General features: G+C 62.4%; 21 protein-coding genes and 1 pseudogene. 20 read left to right on the top strand and 2 right to left on the bottom strand.

Annotated elements, in window-relative coordinates; translation table 11 throughout:
- Positions 1-1076: 1076 nt before the first annotated feature.
- Positions 1077-2282 (bottom strand): cytochrome P450, encoded by a 1206-nt coding sequence (locus MAAFP003_RS28780; RefSeq protein ID WP_084163687.1) that lies wholly within the window; start codon positions 2280-2282, stop codon positions 1077-1079.
- A gap of 976 nt (positions 2283-3258) precedes the next feature.
- Between MAAFP003_RS28780 and MAAFP003_RS28775 the strand changes: the two genes are divergently transcribed.
- The 6 genes from MAAFP003_RS28775 to MAAFP003_RS28750 are packed head-to-tail and all read left to right on the top strand — an operon-like array spanning position 3259 to position 9262.
- The gene (locus tag MAAFP003_RS28775) at positions 3259-5223 is read left to right on the top strand and encodes an acetoacetate--CoA ligase (protein ID WP_243394247.1); all 1965 of its coding nucleotides are present in this window, start codon (positions 3259-3261) and stop codon (positions 5221-5223) included.
- Between the two features lie 33 nt (positions 5224-5256).
- Positions 5257-6204, top strand: a complete 948-nt coding sequence (locus MAAFP003_RS28770) for a fumarylacetoacetate hydrolase family protein (RefSeq protein ID WP_084163685.1) — start codon at positions 5257-5259, stop codon at positions 6202-6204.
- On the top strand, positions 6201-6659 hold the full coding sequence (locus MAAFP003_RS28765; protein ID WP_036473930.1) for a nuclear transport factor 2 family protein: 459 nt from the start codon (positions 6201-6203) through the stop codon (positions 6657-6659). The genes MAAFP003_RS28770 and MAAFP003_RS28765 overlap by 4 nt, the downstream gene beginning before the upstream one ends.
- The gene (locus MAAFP003_RS28760) at positions 6652-7038 is read left to right on the top strand and encodes a cupin domain-containing protein (RefSeq protein WP_036473929.1); all 387 of its coding nucleotides are present in this window, start codon (positions 6652-6654) and stop codon (positions 7036-7038) included. The genes MAAFP003_RS28765 and MAAFP003_RS28760 overlap by 8 nt, the downstream gene beginning before the upstream one ends.
- 17 nt (positions 7039-7055) lie before the next feature.
- Positions 7056-8501: an amidohydrolase family protein gene (locus MAAFP003_RS28755; protein ID WP_165796525.1), complete on the top strand. Its 1446-nt coding sequence runs from the start codon at positions 7056-7058 to the stop codon at positions 8499-8501.
- On the top strand, positions 8498-9262 hold the full coding sequence (locus tag MAAFP003_RS28750) for a GntR family transcriptional regulator (RefSeq protein ID WP_036473928.1): 765 nt from the start codon (positions 8498-8500) through the stop codon (positions 9260-9262). The genes MAAFP003_RS28755 and MAAFP003_RS28750 overlap by 4 nt, the downstream gene beginning before the upstream one ends.
- A gap of 37 nt (positions 9263-9299) precedes the next feature.
- On the opposite strand, the gene MAAFP003_RS28745 is transcribed toward MAAFP003_RS28750, so the two are convergent.
- A complete protein-coding gene (locus MAAFP003_RS28745; protein ID WP_423790961.1) occupies positions 9300-10178 on the bottom strand; it encodes a VOC family protein in 879 nt (292 codons plus the stop codon).
- 317 nt (positions 10179-10495) lie between these two features.
- Here MAAFP003_RS28745 and MAAFP003_RS29345 point away from each other — a divergent pair, with 317 nt between their 5' ends.
- The 14 genes and pseudogenes from MAAFP003_RS29345 to MAAFP003_RS28685 all read left to right on the top strand — a co-directional run bounded on the left by MAAFP003_RS29345 (position 10496) and on the right by MAAFP003_RS28685 (position 24981).
- Positions 10496-10822 carry a hypothetical protein gene (locus tag MAAFP003_RS29345; RefSeq protein ID WP_165796523.1) on the top strand — a complete coding sequence of 109 codons (327 nt, stop codon included), beginning with the start codon at positions 10496-10498 and terminating at the stop codon, positions 10820-10822.
- Complete coding sequence (locus MAAFP003_RS28740) at positions 10819-12471, top strand: bifunctional 3-(3-hydroxy-phenyl)propionate/3-hydroxycinnamic acid hydroxylase (protein WP_165796522.1); 1653 nt, start codon at positions 10819-10821, stop codon at positions 12469-12471. Before MAAFP003_RS29345 ends, MAAFP003_RS28740 begins: the two co-directional genes overlap by 4 nt.
- Positions 12472-12596: 125 nt before the next feature.
- Positions 12597-13568 (top strand): alpha/beta fold hydrolase, encoded by a 972-nt coding sequence (locus tag MAAFP003_RS28735; RefSeq protein ID WP_084946583.1) that lies wholly within the window; start codon positions 12597-12599, stop codon positions 13566-13568.
- Positions 13569-13979: 411 nt separating this feature from the next.
- Positions 13980-14156 carry a hypothetical protein gene (locus MAAFP003_RS29340; RefSeq protein ID WP_156959199.1) on the top strand — a complete coding sequence of 59 codons (177 nt, stop codon included), beginning with the start codon at positions 13980-13982 and terminating at the stop codon, positions 14154-14156.
- Entirely contained in the window at positions 14153-14920 is a 768-nt protein-coding gene (locus MAAFP003_RS28730; protein ID WP_036473925.1) for an MlaE family ABC transporter permease, read from the top strand. Before MAAFP003_RS29340 ends, MAAFP003_RS28730 begins: the two co-directional genes overlap by 4 nt.
- The gene (locus MAAFP003_RS28725; RefSeq protein WP_051641712.1) at positions 14917-15768 is read left to right on the top strand and encodes an ABC transporter permease; all 852 of its coding nucleotides are present in this window, start codon (positions 14917-14919) and stop codon (positions 15766-15768) included. The genes MAAFP003_RS28730 and MAAFP003_RS28725 overlap by 4 nt, the downstream gene beginning before the upstream one ends.
- 5 nt (positions 15769-15773) lie before the next feature.
- Positions 15774-17132: an MCE family protein gene (locus MAAFP003_RS28720; protein WP_051641736.1), complete on the top strand. Its 1359-nt coding sequence runs from the start codon at positions 15774-15776 to the stop codon at positions 17130-17132.
- Positions 17133-17172: 40 nt separating this feature from the next.
- Positions 17173-18201 carry an MCE family protein gene (locus MAAFP003_RS28715; protein WP_036473923.1) on the top strand — a complete coding sequence of 343 codons (1029 nt, stop codon included), beginning with the start codon at positions 17173-17175 and terminating at the stop codon, positions 18199-18201.
- A pseudogene (locus MAAFP003_RS30215) lies at positions 18198-19616 on the top strand (MCE family protein). The gene MAAFP003_RS28715 and the pseudogene MAAFP003_RS30215 overlap by 4 nt, the downstream one beginning before the upstream one ends.
- The gene (locus tag MAAFP003_RS28705; protein WP_341477120.1) at positions 19613-20971 is read left to right on the top strand and encodes an MCE family protein; all 1359 of its coding nucleotides are present in this window, start codon (positions 19613-19615) and stop codon (positions 20969-20971) included. The pseudogene MAAFP003_RS30215 and the gene MAAFP003_RS28705 overlap by 4 nt, the downstream one beginning before the upstream one ends.
- Positions 20972-20993: 22 nt before the next feature.
- A complete protein-coding gene (locus MAAFP003_RS28700) occupies positions 20994-22133 on the top strand; it encodes a virulence factor Mce family protein (protein WP_036473921.1) in 1140 nt (379 codons plus the stop codon).
- A gap of 3 nt (positions 22134-22136) precedes the next feature.
- Positions 22137-23606 carry an MCE family protein gene (locus tag MAAFP003_RS28695; protein WP_036473920.1) on the top strand — a complete coding sequence of 490 codons (1470 nt, stop codon included), beginning with the start codon at positions 22137-22139 and terminating at the stop codon, positions 23604-23606.
- A complete protein-coding gene (locus MAAFP003_RS28690; RefSeq protein ID WP_036473919.1) occupies positions 23573-24274 on the top strand; it encodes a hypothetical protein in 702 nt (233 codons plus the stop codon). Before MAAFP003_RS28695 ends, MAAFP003_RS28690 begins: the two co-directional genes overlap by 34 nt.
- A 62-nt stretch (positions 24275-24336) precedes the next feature.
- The gene (locus MAAFP003_RS28685) at positions 24337-24981 is read left to right on the top strand and encodes a hypothetical protein (RefSeq protein WP_036473917.1); all 645 of its coding nucleotides are present in this window, start codon (positions 24337-24339) and stop codon (positions 24979-24981) included.
- Positions 24982-25310 lie beyond the last annotated feature (329 nt).

Below are 25310 nucleotides of genomic sequence, written 5' to 3'. Positions count from 1 at the left end.
GTCAGACCCCTGACACACGTCCTACACATGCGTACGGATTAGCAGACCTACCCGGTCGGTAGTACACATGTAACTTACGTGCCTACCAGCGGCAGCGAACGGTTTCACAGTTCCCGTTACAGATAAGCCGTCAGGCCACAGACACAATCCCTGTCGAACTCACCGATACCGAAGCTGCTCTATATCAGCGGCTCAACGCCTACCACCATGAACATGGTCGCGAACTGCAGCTCGAACAGGAACATCTGCCGAAACCACTGGTAGACGACGTCATCCGGGAATCGACAGTGGCTTCAGCAGATCTGCCCACATAGCGCCGCGGCAGCGAAGGAACCTTGCGTCGACAGACTGTGCGCGTAGTGGTTGTCGAACGTGATGGTGACCGGCCTGTCCTCGCCCATCATCGACAGCCAAGACCAAGACCAAGACACACCCGAATACGTCCTGCGCGTGCCAGCGATAATGAAAGAGGTTGTGCACGTAAATATTTGAGTGCTGATGGATAATCGTCATTATCCATGAACAAGAACGCCGTCTTCGGCAGATGAATCAGCGACGTTTCAAGCGTGGGCAACTCTGGCGGGACACTGAGGGTCGACGAGCTAATCGCTTGCCGCACAACGGCCTTCTAGTTGACAAGAAAAACTATCTTCAGTAGCAGCCGCCATAGTGTCGACCCCAATCACTCTCAGCAGCAGCGCGTTCACATACGACTCAGACGACGCGGTACCGGAGCCCATAGTTGCACCCACGGCCGTGATCCTCGCTCAGAGCGGGGCTGCCATCGTCGCGCCGCCGGCTCCTGCGACCTCAGCGGTACGGGCTCATCTGATCGAGGACCTGCGCCGCGATGTCCACGATCGCTTGCGCCTTGACTACATCCTCGCGCCACCGCCTTCGTCGCCACTTACGGCCACCCTATCGACGTCGTGCATGTGTCCGACGAGCAGTATGGAAGCAGTCTTGCCGCCGCCGCTTGCCACCCGAATCCGTCAGAACGCTAATCGGATTTGGGGGCTAGCATTCGCGCCAGCTAATTGAGACCCGGCTCGGCGACACCCAACGGATACCGGCGTCTAATGGTGTGCGGTAAATGTCACGGGCAACCGGTCGATCATGTAAAGATTGCCGCCGCTCCAAAGCCGGGTGAACGGCTCCTCGGTGTTCAGACTCAAATCGGGGAGCTCGGCCAGCACGATACGCAGTGTGGTTTGCAATTCCTGTCGGGCGAGTTGGGCACCCACGCAGGTGTGGATGCCGAACCCGAACCCGAGGTGCGGGTTCCTTGAGCGGTCGACATCGAGCGATTCGGGATGATCGAACACAGCTGGATCCCTATTGGCGGCAGCGTAATTGAGCATCACCTCCGACCCTTGCGGAATCGCGACACCGCCCACCTCGACGTCGCGGGTGGTTTGGCGGAAGAACCCATGCAGTGGGGTGTCCAGGCGCAGGGTTTCTTCGATCATCTTCGGAACAAGATCGGCGTGGTCGGCTAAACGTTGGCGCAGCTGTGGATCAGAGGCCACATGCAACAGCATGCTGCTCATTGTCGATGAGGTGGTGTGGTGCCCGGCGATCAAGAATCCAATGAGTAGGTTAACGATCTCGGCGTCTTCGAGCAGGCGGCCACCGTCGGTTCCATCCACGGTGCCAATGCCCAAACGGGTCAGGAAGTCGTCGCGCGGATGCACACGGCGATGATTGACCTCGTTGAGGCAGAACGCTGCGAAATCGCCGAGGGCTTCGGCCACCGCCGCCGGGTCGCCGGTGGCATCGAAGGCAGCGAGGGCGATGCGGCGGATCTCCTTGGCTCGCTCGGGCTCGTGGATGCCGATGAGCTCGCAGATGCTCAGCACCGGAAGCGGATCGGTCAGTTCAGTCACCAGGTCAGCGTGGCCACGTCCGGCGAACGCGCCGATGAGGGTGTGAATGTGTTGCTCGAGGCTCTCGGCGAAAGACTGGTAGGTGCTGCGCCTCAACACTTCTCGATACAAGCCGCGCCAGAAATCGTGCTCGGGCGGATCAAATTCGATGGCTGCCACCCGGAACGGAGCCTTGGGTAGCATCATGCCGCCGGCCGAGCTGAAGTCCTCCCAGTGAGACGCGGCGTCCTTGACATCATCGTAGCCAGCCAGCATGTAAAAGCTGCCGAGCGCGGCGCTGTGAGCCACCGCGCAGCCAGAGTGCAGTTGCGGATACAGCTTCCACATCTCCTCAACAGTGGATTCGTGGTGGTTGAACTGGCCCATCTCCATCGGACAGCTGCTGGTCTCAAGCATTCGACTATCCCTTCGGCTTCTCGTGCGGGACCACAACTAACGACCACCGTGTGGATGTCGTCGGGATGAGCCCGCTTCCGATCGATGAGGCCGGCAACGGGTGCTGTTAAGTGCGTTGGGCTGTTGGTGCCAATACGGGTGGCCCTGAGCGCGCCACGGGAAATAGCCATCGTCGAGCCATGGATTTGCACCCTCACCCCGCCATTCGATCGAGCCTCTGCGCCCTCGGCCGTGCGTCGCACCCCGCTGCGCAGTCAGATGTGCGATACGACAAGCGCCGGAAAAACACGTGTCGACCCCATCTGCAGGGTTGACACCGCCCTCGAACGATCCGCGGCCACCGGTCACGACAATCACATTGCTCAGACTGTATGCAGTATTCGGCGAGCTGGTCAAGATCTCAGTCAGCGCCTCTCGGCAGGTACACACGGCTATACGATCACAACGGGTACTTTGAGCGCACTTGATTCATGGTGATGGCTCGAATGCGGGCCGACGGAGCGTCAGTTACCCTCAGTTGTTCTGTATGCAGACGCGTGCCTAGTATTCGTTACCAATGAATGACGGGGACTTTGATTTAGTGGCTGTGAGGGTCACGGCCATCCCTCGCCCAGCCGGGGGCCGCATTTCATGTTTCGATGATTGATCGTCTGACATTTCGATGGACGAAGGTGTCGTCCGTGCGTGTCGGTCCCCCGCACGCTCGCCACCGACGGCGCTGGCTGTCGTCGTCGGGAGCGCCTCGCCTCGTTTTATGCGCAGCACCGCTTCTCCTATCTGTATACATACAGACCGATACTGGGACGGGCCAACCATGGCAATCGGGCCTTGACACGGTGCGGAGCCTGCCTCTTTGTATGACCGCGCTTGCAACTCCGCTTGAAGCTGCATACAGTTTTTCTTCGAGTAGGAGAGGGAGAACTGAACAATGCTCGTGGACGACGGTCGCGCAGCTTCACCGCCAGGAGACGCCATAGTGTGGACCCCGTCTGCGGCTGTGCGCCGTGATTGCGGCCTGGCGGACTACCTTGAGTGGCTTGAGGTGCGCACAGGCCGGCACTTCGGCTCGTATCGCGCCCTGTGGCAGTGGTCGGTCGACGAACTCGACGAGTTCTGGACATCTATCGACGGTTTCGAGGGACTGGGCCTTGTCGAGGGCGGCCACCCGGCGCTGGTCCAGGCGGTGATGCCGGGGGCGCATTGGTTTCCCGGTGCCAGCATCAACTACGCCGAGCAGATCTTCCGCCGCGCGCTCGGACCTGATGAACACGCCCTGATTTGCGTATCCGAAGACTCGGTCAACCGAGTTTCGTGGCGTGAGCTACGCCGGCAGGTGGGCTCTCTGGCGGCCACCTTACGCAGTTGGGGCGTCACCAAAGGTGATCGCGTGGTGGGATATCTGCCCAACACCGCCGAGGCGATCGTCGCGTTCCTCGCTTGCGCCTCCATCGGCGCGATTTGGTCAGTGTGCTCACCAGAATTCGGCACCGCCGCAGTGTTGAACCGATTCGGGCAACTCCGACCGAAGGTGCTCATCGGCGCAACACAGTATTCCTACGGCGGCAAGCCGCGCAACCGCGTCCACGAATTGCGCCATATCGCCTCATCACTGGACACCGTTGAACAGGTTATTACCGTCGGCGGCATCGGCGACGGAGATCTTGACCGGGCCGTAACAGACTGGACTGACACGATCCTCGGCGAGGAGCCGATCGAATTCGAAGAGGTCGACTTCGACGACCCGTTGTGGGTGTTGTTCTCCTCAGGCACGACCGGACTGCCCAAAGGAATCGTCCACGGCCACGGTGGCATCGTTCTGGAACACCTCAAAACCTTGCGGCTGCATTGTGACCTGCGTGCCGCAGACCGATTTCTCTTCGTCGGATCGACCAGTTGGATGGTGTGGAATCTGATGGTCTCTGGCCTGTTGATCGGCGCCACACTGGTAGTGGTCGATGGCAGTCCGGCTCACCCGGACCTGGACCGTATCTGGCGGCTAGTGGCCGAGGAACAGGTCGCCGTGCTCGGGCTCGGCGCCGGACTGATCAAGTCCTACATGGCAGCCGAGCAACAACCGGGACAAACGTTTGACCTCTCCAGGCTACGGACGCTGACCGTCACCGGATCCCCGCTGGGCCCGGAGGGATTTTTCTGGGTGCGCGACAACGTCAATACGAATACCTGGCTGGCCTCGTGTAGCGGGGGTACCGATATCTGTTCAGCATTCGTTGGCGGCGTACCGCTACTACCGGTGCGGGCCGGGCGCATCCAGGCGCCCAGCCTTGGGGTGGCGGTGGCGGCCTGGAACCCTGACGGCAATCCCGTAATTGGGGAGCCCGCAGAACTGGTGGTCACCAAGCCCATGCCATCCATGCCGCTGTATTTCTGGAACGACCCCGACGGAAAGCGTTACCGCGACGCCTATTTCCGCATGTTTCCCGGCGCGTGGCGCCACGGTGACTTCATCGAATTCGATACGGATCTCAGTTCCATCATCCATGGCCGCTCGGATTCGACGCTCAACCGGCACGGAGTCCGGATGGGATCCGCTGAAATCTATTCGGCGGTCGAACAACTCCCCGACGTGGTGGAGGCCCTAGTCGTCGGGGTCGAACTGGGCACTCAGTATTACGTTCCGCTGTTCGTTCACCTACGCGCCGGCGTCGACCCGCAGCTAGCAAAGCAGAGTATCGAGGCCGCAATTCGATTTGCTCTTTCGCCGCGCCACCTGCCCGACGAGATCGTCGTGATGCCGGGGATTCCCCACAACCGGATCGGCAAGAAACTCGAAGTTCCCGTGAAGCGAATGCTGCAGGGAAGCGAGCTAGCGCAGACGGTCGACCCGGGATCGGTTGATGACATCGACCTTCTGCGGCGCTACGAACAGTTCGCGCGCACACGCACCAACCAACCGACTCAGTCCGCAAACGCGGACCGATGAGACACCGCATTCTCACTCAGAAAAGGACATGACGTGCGTTTAGCAACCTACGACGATGGCCATGGCCCGCGCCCCGCACTTCAACGCCGCGCCGGCTCGGAGTTGATCGACATCGCAGCCCTGGCCGAATTGGCAGGAGTGAATGGCCTCGACGGCGCCAGCCCAGACATCACCTCGGTCCTACAGGCCGGCCCGGAGATGGCCCACGAGCTGCTGGGACTCTACGACAAGAACGAAGAGCGGCTGCGCGCCCTATCCGCAGTCCACCCGGTGGAGTCGGTGACACTGCTGCCGCCGGTACTTAAGCCCGAGAAGTTCATCTGCATCGGCCTGAACTATCACGACCACGCCGCCGAAACCGGCCAGTCAGCTCCCAAAGAACCGATGTTCTTCGCCAAGTTCGCCAACTCGCTGATCGGTCACGGCGCCACCATCACCCCGCCGGCCATCACGAATCAAGTCGACTACGAGGCCGAACTCGCCGTCGTTATCGGCAAGCGCGGCAATAACATCGCCGTTGATGAGGCATTGCAGTACGTCGGCGGAGTGATGGCGCTCAACGACGTCAGCGCACGCGATCTGCAGCTGGCCAACCAGCTGTGGACGGGAGGCAAGGCCATCGACACGTTCGCGCCCGCCGGACCCACGTTGGTGATCCTCGACGAGATCAACGACGTGCAGAGCCTGCCGATCAAGGCGCGAGTCAATGATGTTGTCGTGCAAGACTCCAACACCGCAAACATGATCTTTTCCGTCGCTGAACTGGTCTGCTACCTGTCGCGGATCATGACCCTGGTCCCCGGCGACATCATCGCCACGGGCACACCCGCGGGGGTTGCCCACGCGCACGGCCCAATGACGTTCCTGCACAGCGGCGACACCGTGGAGATCGACATCGCCGGAATCGGCGTACTGCGAAACCCGGTGGGAGAGCCGGTCGGCTCTTCGCCGCTCCCGCAGGAAGCGGGAGCGGCATCGTGACCTGGATCGACGGCGCCCTTCCCGACGCGGACCGACGTGCCATCGAAGACCTGATCGTCGAACATGCCTGGCTTCTCGATCATGGCCGATGGCACGATGTTGCCCAACTCTATGTCGATGACGGCACCCTCACGCTGGGCGCGCACACACTGGTCGGGCGCGACCAGTTCCACAAATGGGCCGACACACGGGCAGCCAATTCCGCACGCCAAACCCATCATCAGTGCACCAATATCCGCCTGCGGCCCGACGAAGAGGGCGCCTCGGGCACAGTGATGCTCGTGTTGCACGTTTCTGACAGCGGGCAGTCACCATACGTCGACTTCATCGGCGAATACCGCGACCGTTACGCACGAGATAACCACGGACACTGGCGCTTTGGGGCGCGGGTACTCCACCCATTGGCGGCGGCCGCAGACCAGCAACAATCAGCGACAGGAACCAACAATGCCTAACCGTGTCATCCACGCTCGACTCGACACGCTTCCCACCGAAAGCCTGGCCGGCGGGGCGCTGGTGCGCACCGCCGTACGCGGTGACCAGTCGCTGATCACCATCAACTGGTTTCACCCTGGCCACTCAGTCCAGACACCGCCGCCCCATTCCCACCCATTCGACCAGGTCAGCTTCGTCTTCTCAGGAAAGATCGGATTTGACGTCGACGGTGAAGTGTATGAAGTAGCCGCCGGCGAGGTGCTCCACATCCCGGCTGACGCGCCTCACACCGCGTGGCTCATCGGCGATGAAGTAGCTCTCAACGTCGATGTTTACGCACCCGTGCGAGACGACTACCGCCACCTCGTCGCGCACCAAGCCGATGCCTTCAACGACTAGCCCACACCCGGATCTCGGTGAGTTCAGCACCTAGTACGGGCGCAAACAACAAGCCCGCCACGGTGATCCGGGGCGGACTGTTGTTGACGCAGGATGAAGCCACTGGCACCATCGTCGGCGACATCCGAGTCGTCGACGGCCGCATCCACGCGATCGGCGACATCGGCGACCAACCCGCGGCGCGAGTCATCGACGCGACGGGCAAAGCCGTCCTGCCCGGATTCGTCGATACCCATCGCCACACCTGGCAAGGCGCTTTCCGCCTCATCGGCTTCGGCTGGGACTTCCCTACCTACCGACGCAATGTCCAGCTCACCTGGGGACCACAATTCACCCCGAACGACGCCTACATCGGTGAGCTCGTGGGCGCGCTGGCCGCCATCAACTCGGGCATCACCACCATTCGCAGCGAGTCCCACATTCAGAACAGTCCCGCCCACTCCGACGCCGTTATCTGCGCCCTGCGCGACTCCGGAATACGCGCGGTGTTCGCCCACGGCTGGCCATCGGTCGACTCCGACGCCTGGATGCTTAACAGCACCCGTCGGCACCCCCCCGACATTGTGCGGATCCGACACGAAATCCTGAGCAACGACCAAGATTTGGTGACACTGAACGCGATGCTACGCGGGCCGGACATGAGTCAACCGGATGTGGTCGTCGATGACCTTGCGATCGCGCGCAACCTGGGCGTGCGCGCCAGCATGCACATCGGTTGGCAACCGGGCGGCATCCGCCAACTTCACGACGCCGCGCTGCTGGATGCAGACCTGCTGTTCATCCACTGCTGCGACTCCACTGACGACGAGTTGCGCATGCTCGCCGATGCAGGAGCCAGCGCATCGGTAGCCTCGACCATCGAGTTGAGCATGCCGGGCCTTGGGTTACCCGCTACAGATCGACTGCTGGCTACCGGATCTCGCCCTAGTCTCAGTATCGATAGCGAAGTATGTGTCGCCGGCGACATGTTCACCGCCATGAGAGCGGCCCAGTCAGCGTCGGTGATCCACGCTGCGATGCGCCCACAACCTGGCGGGTCACCCCCACGGGCACATGATTTACTGGCGTTTGCTACGCGCGACGCTGCGGCAGCCGCCGGGTTGGCTGATCGTATCGGCACGATCACCGCTGGCAAGGATGCCGACCTGATCGTCATCGATCTGGGCTCGCCCAGTCTGGCTGCCGCAGCGTCGCGCGTAGCAAACGCCAGTAAATCACACGCCGCACGATGTCGAGATCGTCATGGTTCGCGGCGAGATCCTCAAGGATTCCGCGCTCACCCATCCCGCACTCGACGTCGTCTACCATCGCGCTGTCGCCTCGCGTGCCAGCATCCTCGGACAGCCCCAACTGTATGCAGAAAACGAGCCGATCAGGCTACTGTAGACGCTGTGATGGCACAATCTTGCCGACGAGTGGATGATCGGCCCCATCGATCCACCGCATCGAAGTCGAACCCATGACAGAGATAACGGTCGTCGCGGGCGCCGACACAGACGCTGCAGCGTCTCGTGAAGACCCTGTCAGCACCACCGCGCAAGCCTACGACACCGTGCGACGGGCGATCATCAACGCCGAACTCGCCCCCGGGGCCTTCGTGTCGCAGGTACGACTGGCCGCCCAGCTCAACATCAGCCGCACCCCGCTGCGCGAAGCGCTTCGCCGGCTGCAAAGCGAAGGCCTACTCGAGGGCGATTTCAACCGACGACTTCGCGTCGCGCCGCTGTCGGTTGATGACCTCGAACAAGTCGCGGCCATGCGCATCATGCTCGAGTCGCTCGGTGTGCAGGCCAGCGTTCCGAAACTGAACAGCGCAACCCTTGACCGGGCCGCCGCGGCGCTCAAACAGATGGACAATATTTTGACCGACCCGACATCCTATGACGCTTTTCACGTGCCTCACCGGGTGTTTCACACAGCATTGTTTAGCGCGGTGGGTCCCCGTATGCGCTCACAACTTGAAGAATTGTGGGATCACGCGGAACGCTACCGCGCTTTCTATCGCCAATCAGCCAGTGACGCAATGGTACTCGCCAACATCGCCCATGATGAGCACGCGTCCATCATGAGAACCGCCCAGCAAGGCGACGCCGTCACGTGCGGCCGGCTCATCGCCGCTCATTTGGCGCGCACAGCCTTGACCACACTGGCCAAGCTCGACCCCACTCACGATCCCATGATGATCCGCGAAGCCGTTAGCCGTGCATCAAGCAGCCGGGGCTAGCAACGACAACCCAGGCGGCCGAAAAGAGCTGGGGCCATCACGCGGGGGCCGCGGCCCCCGCGTGATGGCCCCAGGCACTGATCCGGTCGTATTTGACGACCTCCCAGTCGTCGGTAACGGTCACCGCGCCCGCGCCCAACTCAAACTGCACGCCGCCTGGGCCAGCACTATAAAAGCTGAACATCCGGTCGTTGGGATGTTTGCCGAGGTCGCGCGCGATGGGGCAACGGGCCTCCAGCGCGCGGTCATAGGCGCTGCCGACGTTGTCCATTGAAACGGTCTCGATCATGATGTGATCAAGCTTCTTGGGCAATTCCGGCACCGGCACGAACACGAACGCCAGCGAATGGTGCCTGCCGTTGCAATGGTAGAAGTTCGCGGTAACCGCCAAACCGCCCATCTCGATCTCCAGCCAATCCGACAGCTTCAGACCCAGCGCCTTGACCGCGAACGCGTCGGCAGCATCGAACTCAGCGCGCCCACCGGAGACCCAGAAAACTGCGTGACCCATACCGAGGTCGCCGGTGAGGAAACCGCCGGGCTGCAGCGGCGAGTCAAAGGGCTCATCGGCGTCCTGCAGGCCCCGCGCGATCTCAACGCGCACACCCCACGGCGCGGTTACGTAGACCATCTCCTCAACACCGCGTGCGGCTATCTCCTCGCCCGCACCAGAGATTGGGTCGAAACCGGCATCGCGCAGGCTGGCGACGGTCGCGTCGAACTCTGCGCGGTCGGCCACCAAGAACCCCGCATAACTCACATCATCGGCCGCGCCCGGCGCAACCAAGAGCCGATGGACCTTGCCATCCATTCGCCAGGTGGATGCCCGCGTGCCGGCGGGACGACCCGGTATCAAGCCGAGCACACCCGAGAGGTAGTCACCAAACGCGGTCGGGTCGGACACCTCGAGTCCCATATATCCCAGTTCCATGGATTTCCTGCTCCTCTACCTCACAACGAATCTCAGACCGACTTGGCTCGAACACAGGCGACCCGCAAACCCAAACTGCGTACAGAAGCGCACAGTATCACCGTCATCCGGACACGCTTTTCTGGATAGTCATGCAGCTCACTAGCGCGGTTGCTCTCCATTCCCTAGTTTTCTGTATCCAGCTACGGGTGGCGGGGGTGTTGAGAGGTGGCGTGCATGTCGACCACTACCCCGCCGGTCGGCGGTCGTCTGGATCCAATCCCCTTCCAAACCTGTATACAGGTTGGTCTATAGTCGGGTGCGTGTCAAACGTCACGCCCCTGCCCGTCGCCGAGTTGCGTCACACTGCGTGTTGGACGCTCGGGCTCACCGCACGACGTGCGGTGCTGCGGGGCACCGGCGTTTCTGCGCACAACGATTCGGCAGGGCTGACCAGCCAGCGAGCACAATGCGGCCGCCGGTCGGCGCGCACACCGCTGTGCGCCGATATCGACGCCAGTCCAGCTAACTCCGGTCAAGAAGGGGGCTCGATGATGAGTCTGTTGTGTGCACCGCTTCTGGCGGCGCTGCTGCGATTGCGGCCGACAGCGACCATGAGCGCAGTCGCAGGGAATGGTTTGGTGCTGTGACGGTGCTTGACGGATCGCAGTCGGATTCATCAGAGACGAGCGTGACAGGGTCCGACGCCGACGAGCAGGTGTATGACGTCGCGATTGTCGGATACGGCCCGGCCGGAGTGACCGCCGCCAATCTTGCCGGCCAACTCGGATTGCGCACCGTGGTTGTGGAACGCGATGCCGATGTCTTCCCACGTCAGCGTGCCATCTCGATCGACGCCGAGTCCTTGCGCATCATTCGTAACCTCGGCCTCTACGAGGCGGCGACGGCCACCATGCACTGTGGCACAACGATTCAATTCACCGGCCTCGATGGGAACCCGTTTCTGTCTGTACTTCCCATCCCCACGGAGCATTGCGCTGAGACGCAAGCCAATTTCTTTCACCAGCCCTGGCTGGAGGCGGTGCTGCGCGAGGGTGTGCAGCGCTGGCCCAGCGTCACCGTCAAGTGCGGCTGGGAGTACCAGGACATGGTCCAATCCGACGATATGGTCAGCCTCCGCGTGGCCAATGTCGGCACCGATGAGCACACGACGCTGCACGCTCGCTACCTGCTTGCGTGCGACGGGGGCAGCAGCGTGGTGCGCAAAGAACTCGGCGTCACCTTTGCCGGCGACTCGTATTCAGAGCAATGGATGGATGTGCAGGCCAAGGTGAAACGGCCGCTCAACCGATCACCACACTTCCAGTTCGTCTGTTTGCCTGAGCGTCCCGGCGTCAGATGCCCATGTCCCGGCGGCTACTACCGCTGGGAATGGCGTATCAACAAAGACGAAGACGCCGAGCAGCTACTCACATCCGAACGCGTCTGGCAGATTCTTGCTCAAGACGGCATCACGCCCGATGACGTGGAAATCGCCCGAATGTGGAACTACACCTTCCACGTGCGCAAGTGCCAGCAGTGGCGCGTGGGTCGGGTCATGATGGTCGGCGACGCCGCCCATGTCATGCCACCGTTCGCCGGGCAAGGATGTTCGGGAGCGTTCCGCGATGCGGCCAATCTGATGTGGAAGATCGAGGCTGTCCTGCGAGGGCGCGCCGACGCCACGCTACTCGATACATATCAGGCCGAACGAGAGCCACACCATGACGCGATGTCGGCCTCGGCGGTACGGATTGGCCGAATCGTCATGCCGCCCAATCGCATTGCTGCCCGTATGCGTGACGGCGTGCTGCGGCTGGTGCAACGACTCCCGGGCGTGGAGAAAGCGCTCAGCGTTGCCATCTTGCGCCCGGCTCCCCTCACGCAAGGATTTCTCGCACTACCCGCCAAACGGAAGAAGACCAACACGGTCGGTCATCTGATCAAAGCGGTCACTGTCGCCGAGCCTGAAGTCCATCTGGTGCCGATCGATGAAGCGCTTGGAATAGGTTGGGCCATCTTGGGTCTCAACGCCACCGCCGATGAGCTTCCCCAAGGCTTCGTTAAGGCGTGGCAACGGTTCGAGCCCCGATATCTGACTGTGCGTCCAGGGACATCGGTCGTCACCGACGGCGAGATCGGTGATCCTTCAGGTCAGTTGTGGCAATGGATGACGCGCAGTAATGCGCGGTTCGTCATCGTGCGACCCGACCGTTACGTGTACGCCACCGCCGCCACCGCACTCGATCTGCCAAGCCCCGCGCTGGAACCGGCACTGAGAGCCCCGCGGCGTCGGTAGCTGGTCGACTGCCCTACGGCGGGCCCAGCCGGCGACTCGCTTGGATGCACGCCAGCAACACTCACCCCATCGACCGGTCATCGTCTATCACGGCCCCACCCGATCCGATACGAGGCACCGAACACATGGCGACACCCCCCAACAACGCAGACGCCAACGCGCTCGCCCAAGTCCGGCATCGCAGCATGCGCTTGAGTGAAATATCAATGCACATCGCCGAAATGGGCGAAGGACCGACCGTAATTTTTCTGCACGGTTTCCCCGAGCTGTGGTACTCCTGGCGTCATCAACTAGTCGCCCTGGCCGCTGCTGGCTATCGTGCGGTGGCGCCAGATCAGCGCGGCTACGGCGGCTCGTCGGTGCCGACCGAGGTCGCCGACTACGACATCACCCACCTGACCCGCGATATCATCGATCTCATCGACAGTCTTGGCGCCAGTCGCGTCACCCTCGTCGGTCACGATTTCGGCGCACTGGTCGGCTGGGCCATCGCATTGCGACATCCCGACCGCATCGATGGCGTCGCCGCACTATCGGTGCCCTACGTGCCCCGTACACCAGTGCGGCCCACCGAATTCTTCCGACAACTGATGGGCGACGACTTCTACATGCTGTGGCTTCAACAACCCGGCGCCGCCGACTCGGCGTTCGCCGCCGACATTGAACGCGCCATCGCGGGCCGATGGGTGACCGACCGCCACGGCTGGCAGTCCGTAGCACCTCCGCCGCGTTTTCCTTGGCGCAGCGCAGAAGACCAACACGTCTACATCGACGCCTTACAGCGCAACGGCTTCACCGGGCCGCTCAACTGGTACCGGAACTTCGACCGTAACTGGGAAATACTCGCGCCATATGACGGCGCCACCATCGACTGCCCCGCGATATTCGTTGCGGGCGGCGACGATCCCGTGCTCAGATTCATGCCGCCCTCGGTGATGGACGGATACGTCACAGACTTGCAGGTTTCGGCAATTCTGCCCGGATTCAACCACTGGATCCAAGAAGAAGCACCCTCCGTGGTGAACCGTTACCTGCTCGACTTCCTGCAACGCATCCATACAGACGACACCACCACTGGCGGTAAAACACCGATCTGAGACCACGATCGAGTGCACCCACAGCTCGCGACAAACCTGTGCCGCGGACCGTCGTCGGCCATCAGCGTCATCGAATCTGGGGTTCAGCCGGGATTGCTCGATCATCCGGTGGGTCCGACTGGCCGACTGCACCGCGGCGCGGCGCGCCCTGGAGCTGGGCGGCGGCATCACGACCCAGTACACCCCGGTTCATCGCACCAGCTCACGCACCAACCTGTATGTACTCTCACAAGCGAAGCCACCGGGCACACCCCCAAGAAACTACCCGTTTACGGCATCCCTGCATGTCACAGTCGTGCGCAAAACGTACCGGCCTAAAACCTGTACACAGAATTGCCCACTGCCCTAGACTCAGCCAATCTGTTCAATAAACCGCACCGACGCCAGAGGACCGCGTTGAACGACCCGACAATGCAAGAACACACCGCCGTGTTCGCCGGGCGACGAAGCAACCCCGCCATCGCGCAGGGATCCCGACGCGCAGGATCGCGCGACGACGTCAACGCGCTCACACACAGCGCCGGAATTGTCGACCTGGTGTCACACGGCGCATCGGTGCAGCACTCGATCGCGGGCGCGCCCAAATGACGGTGGCCAGCATAGTCACCAAACCCATGCGCGCCGTGGGTGATTTCTTCATCATGGCGCTGTCCACGCTGTGGCTAGTACCGCGCCGACCTTTTGCGCGGCGGGAACTGCTGCTGCAGTCGTGGTTTGTTGCGCGTGTGTCGATCCTTCCGACGCTGCTGCTGTCGATTCCGTTCACGGTGTTGTCGGTCTTCACCCTCAATGTGTTGCTCATCGAGTTCGGAGCCGCCGACTTTTCCGGGTCGGGTACCGCGTTAGGCGCGGTCACCCAAATCGGGCCGATTGTCACGGTGCTCGTGGTCGCGGGTGCGGGGGCCACCGCGATGTGTGCGGACCTGGGTGCCCGTACGATCCGCGAGGAGCTCGACGCGATGCGGGTACTGGGCATCAACCCGCTACAACGGCTGGTGGTCCCGCGAGTGCTGGCCGCCACCGTGGTGTCGATGATGTTGTCCGGTGTCGTCATCCTGACCGGAATCGTCGGCGGGTTCATCTTTTCGGTGTTCATCCAACACGTCACTCCGGGTGCGTTCGTCGCGGGCATGACGGTGCTGACCGGGTTGCCCGAGTTGTTCATCGCACTCATCAAGGCCGGATTATTCGGTCTGGCTGCCAGCATGATCGCCTGCTACAAAGGGATCTCGGTGGGCGGGGGCCCGGCCGGAGTGGGCAACGCGGTGAACGAGACGGTTGTCTACGCGTTCATGTCACTGTTCGTGATCAACTTGGTCACCACCGCCGTCGGCGTTAAGGCGACGCGATGAGTGTTGTTGCGCGGCAACAGATTCCGCGAACCCAACATTTTATCCGGCGGGCGCTGGGGCGCTTCGACCAATTCGCCTACCAGATTGTATTTTACCTACGCACCCTGAGTTACAGCGCCTTCGCACTGCGCGAGTACCGAATTGAGACGCTGCGTCAAGTCGCCCAAATGGGTTTGGGCACAGGCGCTTTGGCGGTCATCGGCGGCACCGTGGGCATCGTCGGGTTTCTCACCCTGTCGGCGGGCTCAATCATCACGGTGCAAGGCTACAACGCCTTGGCCGGCGTCGGGGTGGAAGCGCTCACCGGGTTCTTAGCGGCCTTCTTCAACAGCCGCGTCGTCATCCCCCTCACTTCTGTCATCGGCCTGGCGGCCACCATCGGCGCCGGAGCAACCGCCCAACTCGGCGCCATGCGCATCAACGAGGAGATCGATGCGATGGAAGTCATGGGTATCCGCGCGGTGGCCTACCTGGCTTCGACTCGCGTGGTCGCCGGCGTCGTCGTCGTCCTCCCGCTGTATTGCATCGCCTTGTTCGCCGCATTCGTCTCCGCGCGCACGTCGACCGCCCTGTTGTTCGGCCAGTCGACCGGCGTCTACGACCACTACTTTCGTACCTTTCTGAATCCGACCGATCTGCTGTGGTCGCTGCTGCAGGCCGCCGTGATGGCGGTAGTCGTCATGCTCGTGCACACTTACTACGGCTTCAACGCCACCGGCGGCCCGGCCGGAGTCGGCGAGGCCGTCGGACGTGCCGTGCGTACATCATTAGTCGTCGCGGTGCTCGTGTTGCTGATGATCTCGCTGGCCGTCTATGGCCGCACCGGAAACTTCACTCTGGCGGGGTGAGCTCGGTGCAGCATTCTGAGCGGTTCCTCAAACTGCACCCGCGGGTGTGGGTGCTGATCTTCGTGGCGGTACTCGTGCTGTTCGTCGTGCTGACCACCGCATTGTTCAATAAGAGCTTCCGCTCCACGATTCCGGTGACGCTGACCTCGGCGCGCTCGGGGCTCGTCATGGAAACCGGCGCCAAAGTCAAACTCCGCGGCGTCCAGGTCGGTGAGGTTACCTCCGTCGTCGGCGGCAACGAGCCGGTCGCACTGAAATTGGCCATCGACAGCGGTCAGCTGCGCTACATCCCCGCCAACATTGGTGCCCGAATCCGCGTCACCAGCGCCTTCGGCGCCAAATTCGTTGACCTGGTCTACCCCGAACACCCCGAGGCACGTCGATTGGCCGCCGGCGCAGTGTTGACATCGCAGAATGTGACCACCGAGGTCAACACTGTTTTCGACAACCTCACCAACCTCCTACACACCATCGACCCCGCCAAACTGAACGCCGTCCTAGGCGCGCTGTCCGAAGCGTTTCGCGGCCAGGGCCACACCATCGGCCAGGCCATCACCGACACCGATGCGGTGCTCGCAGAGCTCAACCCGCGCTACGAAACGTTCAGGCGGGACTGGCAATCCCTGAAAGGGTTCAGCGATGCCTATGGCCGTGCCGCCCCCCGCCTCATCACCACCCTTGATGCCGCCGCGACCACCAGTGCCACCGTGACCACTCAAGCCGACGCACTGGATGCGTTGCTGCTCAACACCATCGGATTCTCGCAGGCGGGCACCACGCTGCTGGCTCCCAACCTCACGCACCTGACCAACACAGTCAATATGCTGGCGCCCACCACCGAGCTGCTCAACAAATACCAGCCGACCTACACCTGCCTGCTGGTGGGCGCGAAGTTCTTCCTCGACAACGGCGGTTATGGGGCTGCCGGCGGCGACGACGGCAGGTCCCTGCTGATGGACAGCGCCCTGCTGTTTGGTCAAGATCCCTACCGTTACCCCGACAACCTTCCTATCGTCAACGCCAAAGGCGGCCCAGGCGGTAAACCCAGTTGCGGCTCGCTACCCAACGTCGACAAAGATTTCCCGGTCCGACAGCTGATCACGGATACCGGATGGGGCACCGGGATGGATATCCGGCCCAATCCCGGTATCGGGTTTCCCGGCTGGGCCAACTACCTGCCCGTCACCCGGGGGACTCCCGAACCGCCCAGCATCCGTTACTTCGGCGGCCCGGCGCCCGGGCCTATGCCCTACCCCGGCGCACCCCCCTACGGTGCGCCGCTCTACGGGCCCGACGGCACGCCGCTGTACCCCGGTGTGCCCGCACCGCCAGCCCCATCCCCACCGGCGGCACCGGGGCCATGAGACGACAAGCACACCTTCCTGCGCAGCGAAAGGTAATGCGGTGAAAGAAAATCTGGGGGGCGCCGCCTGGCGTCTGGTGATCTTCAGTGCACTGTGCCTGTTGGGCATCGTGGCGCTCGTCGTCGTGTTCGGTCAACTTCGATTCAACTCCAACGCCAGCTACGACGCCGAGTTCAGCAACGTCTCGGGGCTCGAACAAGGGAACTTTGTGCGCATCGCCGGCGTCGAAGTCGGCAAAGTCGGCCACATCAAAATCAACCCCGATGCCACCGTGCGTGTGACATTCAGTCTCGACAACAGCGTCATCCTCACCGCCGGAACCCAAGCCGTGATCCGCTACGACGATCTGATCGGCGGGCGCTACGTAGCATTGCTGGAAGGCAAATCTGACACCCACCGGCTGCGACCCGGCCAGACGATCCCGCTGTCGCGCACCGCGCCCGCACTCGACCTCGATGCGCTGATCGGCGGCTTTCGTCCCCTGTTCCGCGCTATCAACCCCGATCAGCTCAACACGCTGTCCGGCCAGCTCATCTCCGCATTCCAAGGGGAAGGCAGCGCAATCAGCTCGTTTTTCGCCCAAACGGGCGCGCTGACAACCACTTTCGCTGATCGTGACCGCCTGATCGGCCAAGTCATCACCAACCTCAACGTTGTCCTGGGATCCCTGTCGGGCCAGGCTGCCCAATTCGACAAGGCTGTCGACGCAACAGCGCAGATCGTGTCCACCCTTGCGGCCCGCAAGACCGACATCTCCAATGCCATCGCCTACGGCGACGCCGCCGCAGCACAAGTCGCCGACATGCTCGGCCAGGCGCGCGTCCCTTTTACGCAGGTCATAACCCAGACCGACCGGGTCGCCTCACTGGTCAATGGCGACCGCGCCTACTTCGACGATCTACTCAACACGTTGCCCGACACCTATAAAGCGTTGGGCCGCCAAGGACTCTATGGTGACTTCTTCAGTTTCTACCTGTGCGACCTCGTACTCAAACTCAACGGTAAAGGCGGCCAACCGGTCTATGTCAAGGTAGCCAGCCAGGCCACAGGACGGTGTACCCCCCAGTGAAACCACTCGACCAGCGCAATCCCCTCGCCGTGGGCGCTCTTGGTCTAGCGCTGACGGCAGCGATCGTCGGGACCGCCCTCGAGTACGACAAACTGCCGTTCTTCACCACCGGAACCACCTACCAGGCCTACTTCGCCGACGCCGGCGGGTTGACACCGTATGCCGCGGTGCAAGTCTCAGGGTTTCGTGCCGGGCAGGTCTCCGACATCGCGCTCGACGGCGAACGGGTCTTGGTCACTTTCCACATCAACGATGACGTACATCTCGGCGACGACAGCGAAGCGGCGATCAAAACCAAAAGTCTTCTGGGAACCAAGATCCTGGAAGTCACGCCCCGCGGGACCGGTGAACAACACGGTCCAATTCCGCTAGACCGCACCTCGTCGCCCTACCAGCTGCCCGATGCGCTCGGCGATCTGACCGCCACCATCAGCGGCCTTAACACCGACCAGATCTCCCAATCGCTGGCCACCCTCGCCGACACCTTCCGCAACACCCCCAACGACTTGGCCGGCGCCGTGCAAGGAGTCGCACGATTCTCCCAGTCCCTCAACACACGGGACCAGCAGCTACGTCAACTGCTGGCCGACGCGCATAAGGCAACCGCAGTGCTGGCCAAACGCAGTGACCAAGTTGTGGCGCTGATCGCCGACGCGAATGCCCTGTTCGTTCAGCTGCAAAGCCAAAGCGCTGCACTGGATCACCTCGCCGGTGATATCTCCGCGGTATCCCGCCAGCTTTCGGGCTTCATCGCCGACAACCGCTCCCAGCTCAAACCCGCCCTCGACAAGCTCAACGATGTACTTGCCATCGTCGACAACCGCAAACAGCAAGTCACGCAGTCACTCAAACTGCTCGGTGACTACGCGATGTCCTTCGGTGAAGCCCTGTCCTCGGGACCGTTTTTCAAGGCCTACGTCTCCAATCTGTTACCTGGCCAGTTCCTTCAGCCCTTCATCTCGGCGGCGTTCTCCGACCTCGGCCTCGACCCCCACGTCTTACTGCCCTCCCAGCGCACCGATCCCCAGACGGGCCAACCCGGCACACCCCCACTGCCTGTCCCCTACCCCAGAACAGGACAAGGCGGCGAGCCCAATCGGACCCTGCCCGATGCGATCACCGGAAACCCCGGCGATCATCCGTGCCCGCTGCCGGGGTTTCCGGTGATCGCATCGGGCAGGGTCCGATTGGGCTCGCCGCCTTGTCCTGTTCTGGGGTAGGGGACAGGCAGTGGGGGGCCCGAACCCGCACCCCCACCCGGCGGGCCGCCGCCAGGGCCTCCCGCACCTGAACCGCCCGGCCATCAGTCGATCCCCGAGCCGACACCCCGGCCGGTCTATGTGCCCGCACCCAGCGAGGTCCCGCAACCCAGTGCTCCGACGCCGAATCCGCCACCGGGAGAGACCCATCCATGACAACGACCACGACCCGCCGCACCTGGCTGCCGACTCGGCGGCGCGTCCTCGCTACGGTACTCGCGCTCACCTTGATTGGCGGAGTCCTGACCATCGTCATCCGTCCCGCCACGAACCCCCGAACTCACCTCACCGCATACTTCGACAACAGCAACGGCGTCTTCGCCAACGACGATGTACGCATTCTCGGGGTCACCGTCGGCAAGATCGAGCGTATCGACCCTCAACCCCAGCAGGTGAAGATCTCATTTTGGGTCGATGCGAAATACCGCGTCCCCGCCGACGCCAAGGCTGTCATTTTGTCCCCGTCGCTGGTTACCGCCCGCGCGATCCAACTCACCCCCGCCTACCACGCCGGGCCGTTATTGGGCGACCACGCGGTCATCCCGCGAGACCGCACGGCCGTCCCCGTCGAATACGACGACTTTCGTCAGCAACTGAAAAAGCTGACCGACACCCTGCAGCCGACACAACCCGGCGGCGTGAGCACGCTGGGCTCGTTGATCAACACCGCCGCCGACAACCTGCGCGGACAAGGCGCCCACATGCGCGACACCGTCATCCAACTGTCCCAAACACTGTCCGCGCTGGGCGACCACCGCGCAGACATCTTCGGCACCGTGAAGAACCTCGCGATGCTGGCCAGCGCCTTGCAAGACAGCACTGAACAGATGATGCAACTGAACAAGAATCTGGCTCAGGTCAGCGGCCTGATCGCCAATGACCCCAACGAAATCGGCCAAGCCCTCGATGATTTCAGTGCCGCGGTCGGTGATGTGAAGACCTTCCTCGCCGAACACCGCGACGCGTTGGGCACCACCACGGATCGGCTCGCCTCGATCACGACTGAACTCACCAACCATCTCGATGACCTCAAACAAGTCCTGCACGTCACGCCTACCACGCTGTCGAACTTCGTCAACATTTACCACCCAGCACAAGCGGCCCTAGCCGGCGCCTTGGCGATCAACCAATTCGCCAACCCCATCACCTTCGTGTGCGGCGCGATCCAGGCTGCATCGCGCCTGGGTGCCGAACAAGCAGCCAAACTCTGCGTGCAATATCTGGCACCAATTATCAAAAACCGGCAATACAACTTCCCCCCCATCGGACTCAATCCCTTTGTGGGGCCCATCGCACGACCCAACGAAGTCACCTACAGCCAAGACTCGCTGCGCCCTGACTACATCCCACCCCAGCCCGCACCCAACCCACCCGCCAAACCCCCCCCCCCCCGAACTCCCCCCCCCCCCACCCCCCCCCCACCCCGCCCCCCCCGCAGCCGCCACCACCAGCGCAGGCGCTGCCCGCCGAAGCCCAACCGACGAATCCCGCCGACGGGCTGCGGGGCCTGATGATGCCACCCGAAGGAGGCTCATGACCACCCAGACCGGCCGCGCGGCATTCTTCGCGGTGCTGACTGTGGCGCTTGGTGCAGCGCTTACCGGCTGCGGCTGGCATGGATTGAATTCCCTGCCGCTACCTGGCACCCAAGGCCACGGGCCCGGCGCCTTCACCATCCAAGCCCAACTGCCCGACGTCAACAACATCCAACAGAACTCCCGCGTGCGCGTCGGCGACGTCACCGTGGGCGCTGTCTCCAAAATTGAACGCCAGGGCTGGCACGCCCTGGTAACCATGCGACTCAACGGCGACGTCGACCTGCCCGCCAACGCGGTGGCCACCGTCGGGCAGACCAGCCTGCTCGGTTCCCTACACATCGAACTGGCAGCCCCCAAAGGTGTGGCGCCGCAAGGCAAACTGCGCGACGGAGCGCTGATCCCGCTCGCTTCGGCTGGCGCCTACCCCTCCACCGAACAAACCCTGGCAGCGGTATCGCTGCTACTCAATGGCGGTGGCATCGGCCAACTGCAAGACATCACCGCAGCGTTTAGTACCGCGCTGGCCGGCCGCGAAAACGACCTGCGCGACCTCATTGCCCAGATCGACACCTACACCAACAGACTCAACGATCAAACCGGCGACATCATCGCGGCCACCGACAGCCTCAACAAGCTCGTCGGCCAGTTTGCCGACGATAAACCCGTACTGGACAACGCACTGCGCACCATCCCCGACGCGCTGGCGGTCCTCAAACAACAACGCCAGACCCTCGCTGAGGCCGCCGACCACTTCAGCAAATTCAGCGCACTTTCTGCTGACGCCGTCCGCCAAACCAAAGACAACTTCGTCAAAGAACTGCGCGACCTTGCCCCAGTCCTTGACTCGCTGGCCAACGCGGGCCCTGCCATGACACGCGCACTGAGCTTCCTCACCGACTTCCCCTGGCCCAAGGAAACCGTCCAGAAATGGTTCCGGGGTGACTTCGCCAACGTCACCCTCATCGTCGATCTGACCCTGAGCCGACTCGACTCGTCCTTTTTCACCGCCACCCGATTCGAAGGCAATCTCACCGAACTGGAACTGCAGTGGGGACGCACCATCGGCCAACTGCCCAGCCCCTATACCGCGGGCAACCCACTGATCGCCCCTTATCGCTCCGATCAAGGCCGCTGACTGATGCGACTAACGCTACGGATCAAGATCCAACTGATCATCTTTACCGTCGTCGCCCTCACCGGCGCCGCCGTCACCACCGTGCAGTACATCGGCCTGCCCGCGATGCTGTTCGGCATCGGACGCTATGACGTCACACTGCAACTGCCCGAAGCCGCAGGACTCTACCCGCGCGCTAACGTCACCTACCGCGGCACCGAAGTAGGCCGGGTCGAAACCGTCGAACTCAGCGACCGCGGGGTCCAAGCGCACCTGTCCTTGGACTCCGGGGTGCACATTCCCTCCAACCTCAGAGCCGAAGTGCACAGCCAAACGGCCGTGGGAGAAAATTTCGTCGCTCTGCTGCCACGAGACGCCACCTCGGCACCCCTGCACGACGGCTCGGTGATCTCCGCGAGCAACGTTTCGGTACCCGAAGACATCAACACCTTGCTCGACGCCACCAACCGCGGTCTGCAAGCCATCCCCGGCGACAATGTGCGCACCGTCATCGATGAGTCCTACACCGCGTTTGAAGGACTGGGCCCAGAGCTAGCACGCATCGTCAAAGGCTCCAGCCAGTTGGCAGCAGCCGCCCACAGCGACCTCGCCGACCTGACCACCCTCATCGACCGAACTCCACCGGTCCTCAACAGTCAAGCTGACAGCACCGACTCCATCGCCGCGTGGAGCGCCCACGCAGCCACCATCACCGAGCAACTCCGTCGCCACGACGAATCCCTCAAGCAGATTCTGCGCACCGGTCCCGACACCACCAACGAAGCCCGCCAGCTCTTCGAACGGCTCCAGCCGACCCTGCCGATTCTTTTAGCCAACCTCGTCAGCCTCGACCAGGTAGCCATCACCTTTGCACCCAACATCGAACAACTCCTCGTCCTGCTACCCCAAGGCACCCAAATCATGCAGGCTCTGACCGCGGCCAACCGCAACACCAAACAGGCCTACAAGGGCGCCTACATCAGCTTCAACCTCAACCTCAACCTCCCGCCCGTGTGTAACACCGGATTCCTTCCGCCCCAACAAGTTCGAGTCCAAAGCTACGAAGACTACCCCAACCGCCCAGACGGCGACCTGTACTGCCGAATCCCCCAAGACGCCCCCTTCAATGTGCGCGGTGTCCGCAACACCCCGTGTGAAACCAAACCCGGGAAACGCGCACCCACCGTGCAAATGTGTGAAAGCGAGGAGAACTACGTCCCGCTCAACGACGGCACGAACTGGAAAGGCGACCCCAACGCCACGCTGTCCGGGCAACCCGTTCCCCAACCGCGTATTCCCGCGGCGCCCACCGCGCAATCCAACCCGCCAACACCGCCGGCCAACACACCGCCTCCGCTGGCCGTCGCCGAATACGACCCCGCCACAGGCGAATACATCGGCCCCGACGGAAAGCGCTACCGCCAGGGTGACCTAGCCCATTCGCAAAATCAGGAGAAAACATGGCAGACACTGCTCACGCCGCCCGCCGGGTGACCCGCCAGCTCACCGATACCCCCGCGATCGACACCGCAAGCCCCGATGCCCCAGGGGTCGCTGCAACGACGCAAAGCGACCACCAGGACAGCGAAACCATCGCCGACAACACTGAGAACGATGCAGCCGACACCACCGAAACCAGTACTGCCCAAGAGATTTCGTCGGCGACAATCCGGCAACGCGTTCAACCTTCACGCCGGGCCATCGCAACCGTCGTCGCCGCCACAATTGCCCTAGCCACGCTAGCCGGATGGCTCACCCTGAGCGCCTACCACGCCCACCAAGACCAACGCCAACGCCAACTGTTCCTACAAACCGGTAAACAAGCCGCGCTCAACCTCACCACCATCGACTGGCAACAAGCCGACACTGATGTCCAACGCATCGTGGCCTCAGCAACCGGAACCTTCTACGACGACTTCTCCAAACGTGCACAACCCTTTATCGACGTAGTCAAACAAGCCAAATCCAAGTCTGTCGGCAGCGTTACCGAAGCTGGTATTGAATCCGAAACCCCTGATGACGCACAAGTTCTCGTCGCCGTCAGCGTCAAAACCACCAACTCCGGATCCCCCGACCAATCGTCCCGAGCGTGGCGGATGCGCATTGTAGTGCGAAAAATCGGTAACGACGCCAAGGTCGCCAACGTCGAATTTGTTCCCTAGCAAAGCAGCTCATCCACGACCCAGCTGATCACTCGTATCCGATCTGAAAGACACAGCACGCCATGGCAATCACCCGCAACCACACCGAACCTGCCGACGATATGGCCGACTGTACGGACGAAACAGCCACCGGCCTCGACGACACAACTAACTCCGATGCCACGGGCCCGGATTCGGAAGCAACAACGTTGCCCGACGACGCCTCGCCGGCTTCCGGACAACCGCGTCGTTGGATTCGTATCGCAGTCTTCGCACTACTGCCAGCCATCGCGCTGCTATCGACGTTGACGGCCGCATTCGCGCGGTGGCAGATCTCCTCGGCCCACCAAGCGGATACCGCGGCAATCCAAAGCGTACAGAAAGCCCGCGATGCCACCGCAGCATTGCTGTCGTATCGGCCCGATACCGTTGACAAGCAACTCAATGACGCACGTGATCGCCTCACCGGTCAGTTCCGCGACTCATACACCTCACTCACCCACGACGTGGTCATCCCGGCCGCTCAACAGCGACAGATCACCGCCCAAGCCACTGTCCCGGCGGCCGCATCCGTATCGGCAAGCGCGCAGCATGCCGTTGTCTTGGTATTCGTGAACCAGACCGTCACGGTCGGCAACGGCGCACCCAGCCAAACCGCTTCGGCTGTGCGAGTGAGCCTTGATAACCTCGCCGGAACGTGGCTGATCTCCGGCTTCGACCCGGTCTGATCTCAAATGCGAATTCCAGACGGCACAGCGACACCGCTAACCCCGATGCGGTCGCCGACCTCAGGTCGTCGGAATACTCGTCCGATTTCAACGCTGAGGGCCCCCTCAAGCTTCGGCGCAGCGCCGCGACTTCCGCAACGCCCCAGCCGCCTTGAACCCTGCTGTCACATCCTCGTTCTCAGCAAACCCGCTGTGCCACAACGCGACGCCGGCTCTGCACGCAGCTGGTCTATCCGGTGGCTAACGACCAGCGCCGACCGCAAATCACCTGTCCCAATGTCTTAGCAACGCTGCTCGCCACCCGCCGTCGCTGATGTCCAGCCGAAAGG

Source organism: Mycobacterium ahvazicum, assembly GCF_900176255.2.
Classification (GTDB): domain Bacteria; phylum Actinomycetota; class Actinomycetes; order Mycobacteriales; family Mycobacteriaceae; genus Mycobacterium; species Mycobacterium ahvazicum.
This window is presented reverse-complemented; position numbering and strand designations above follow the sequence as displayed.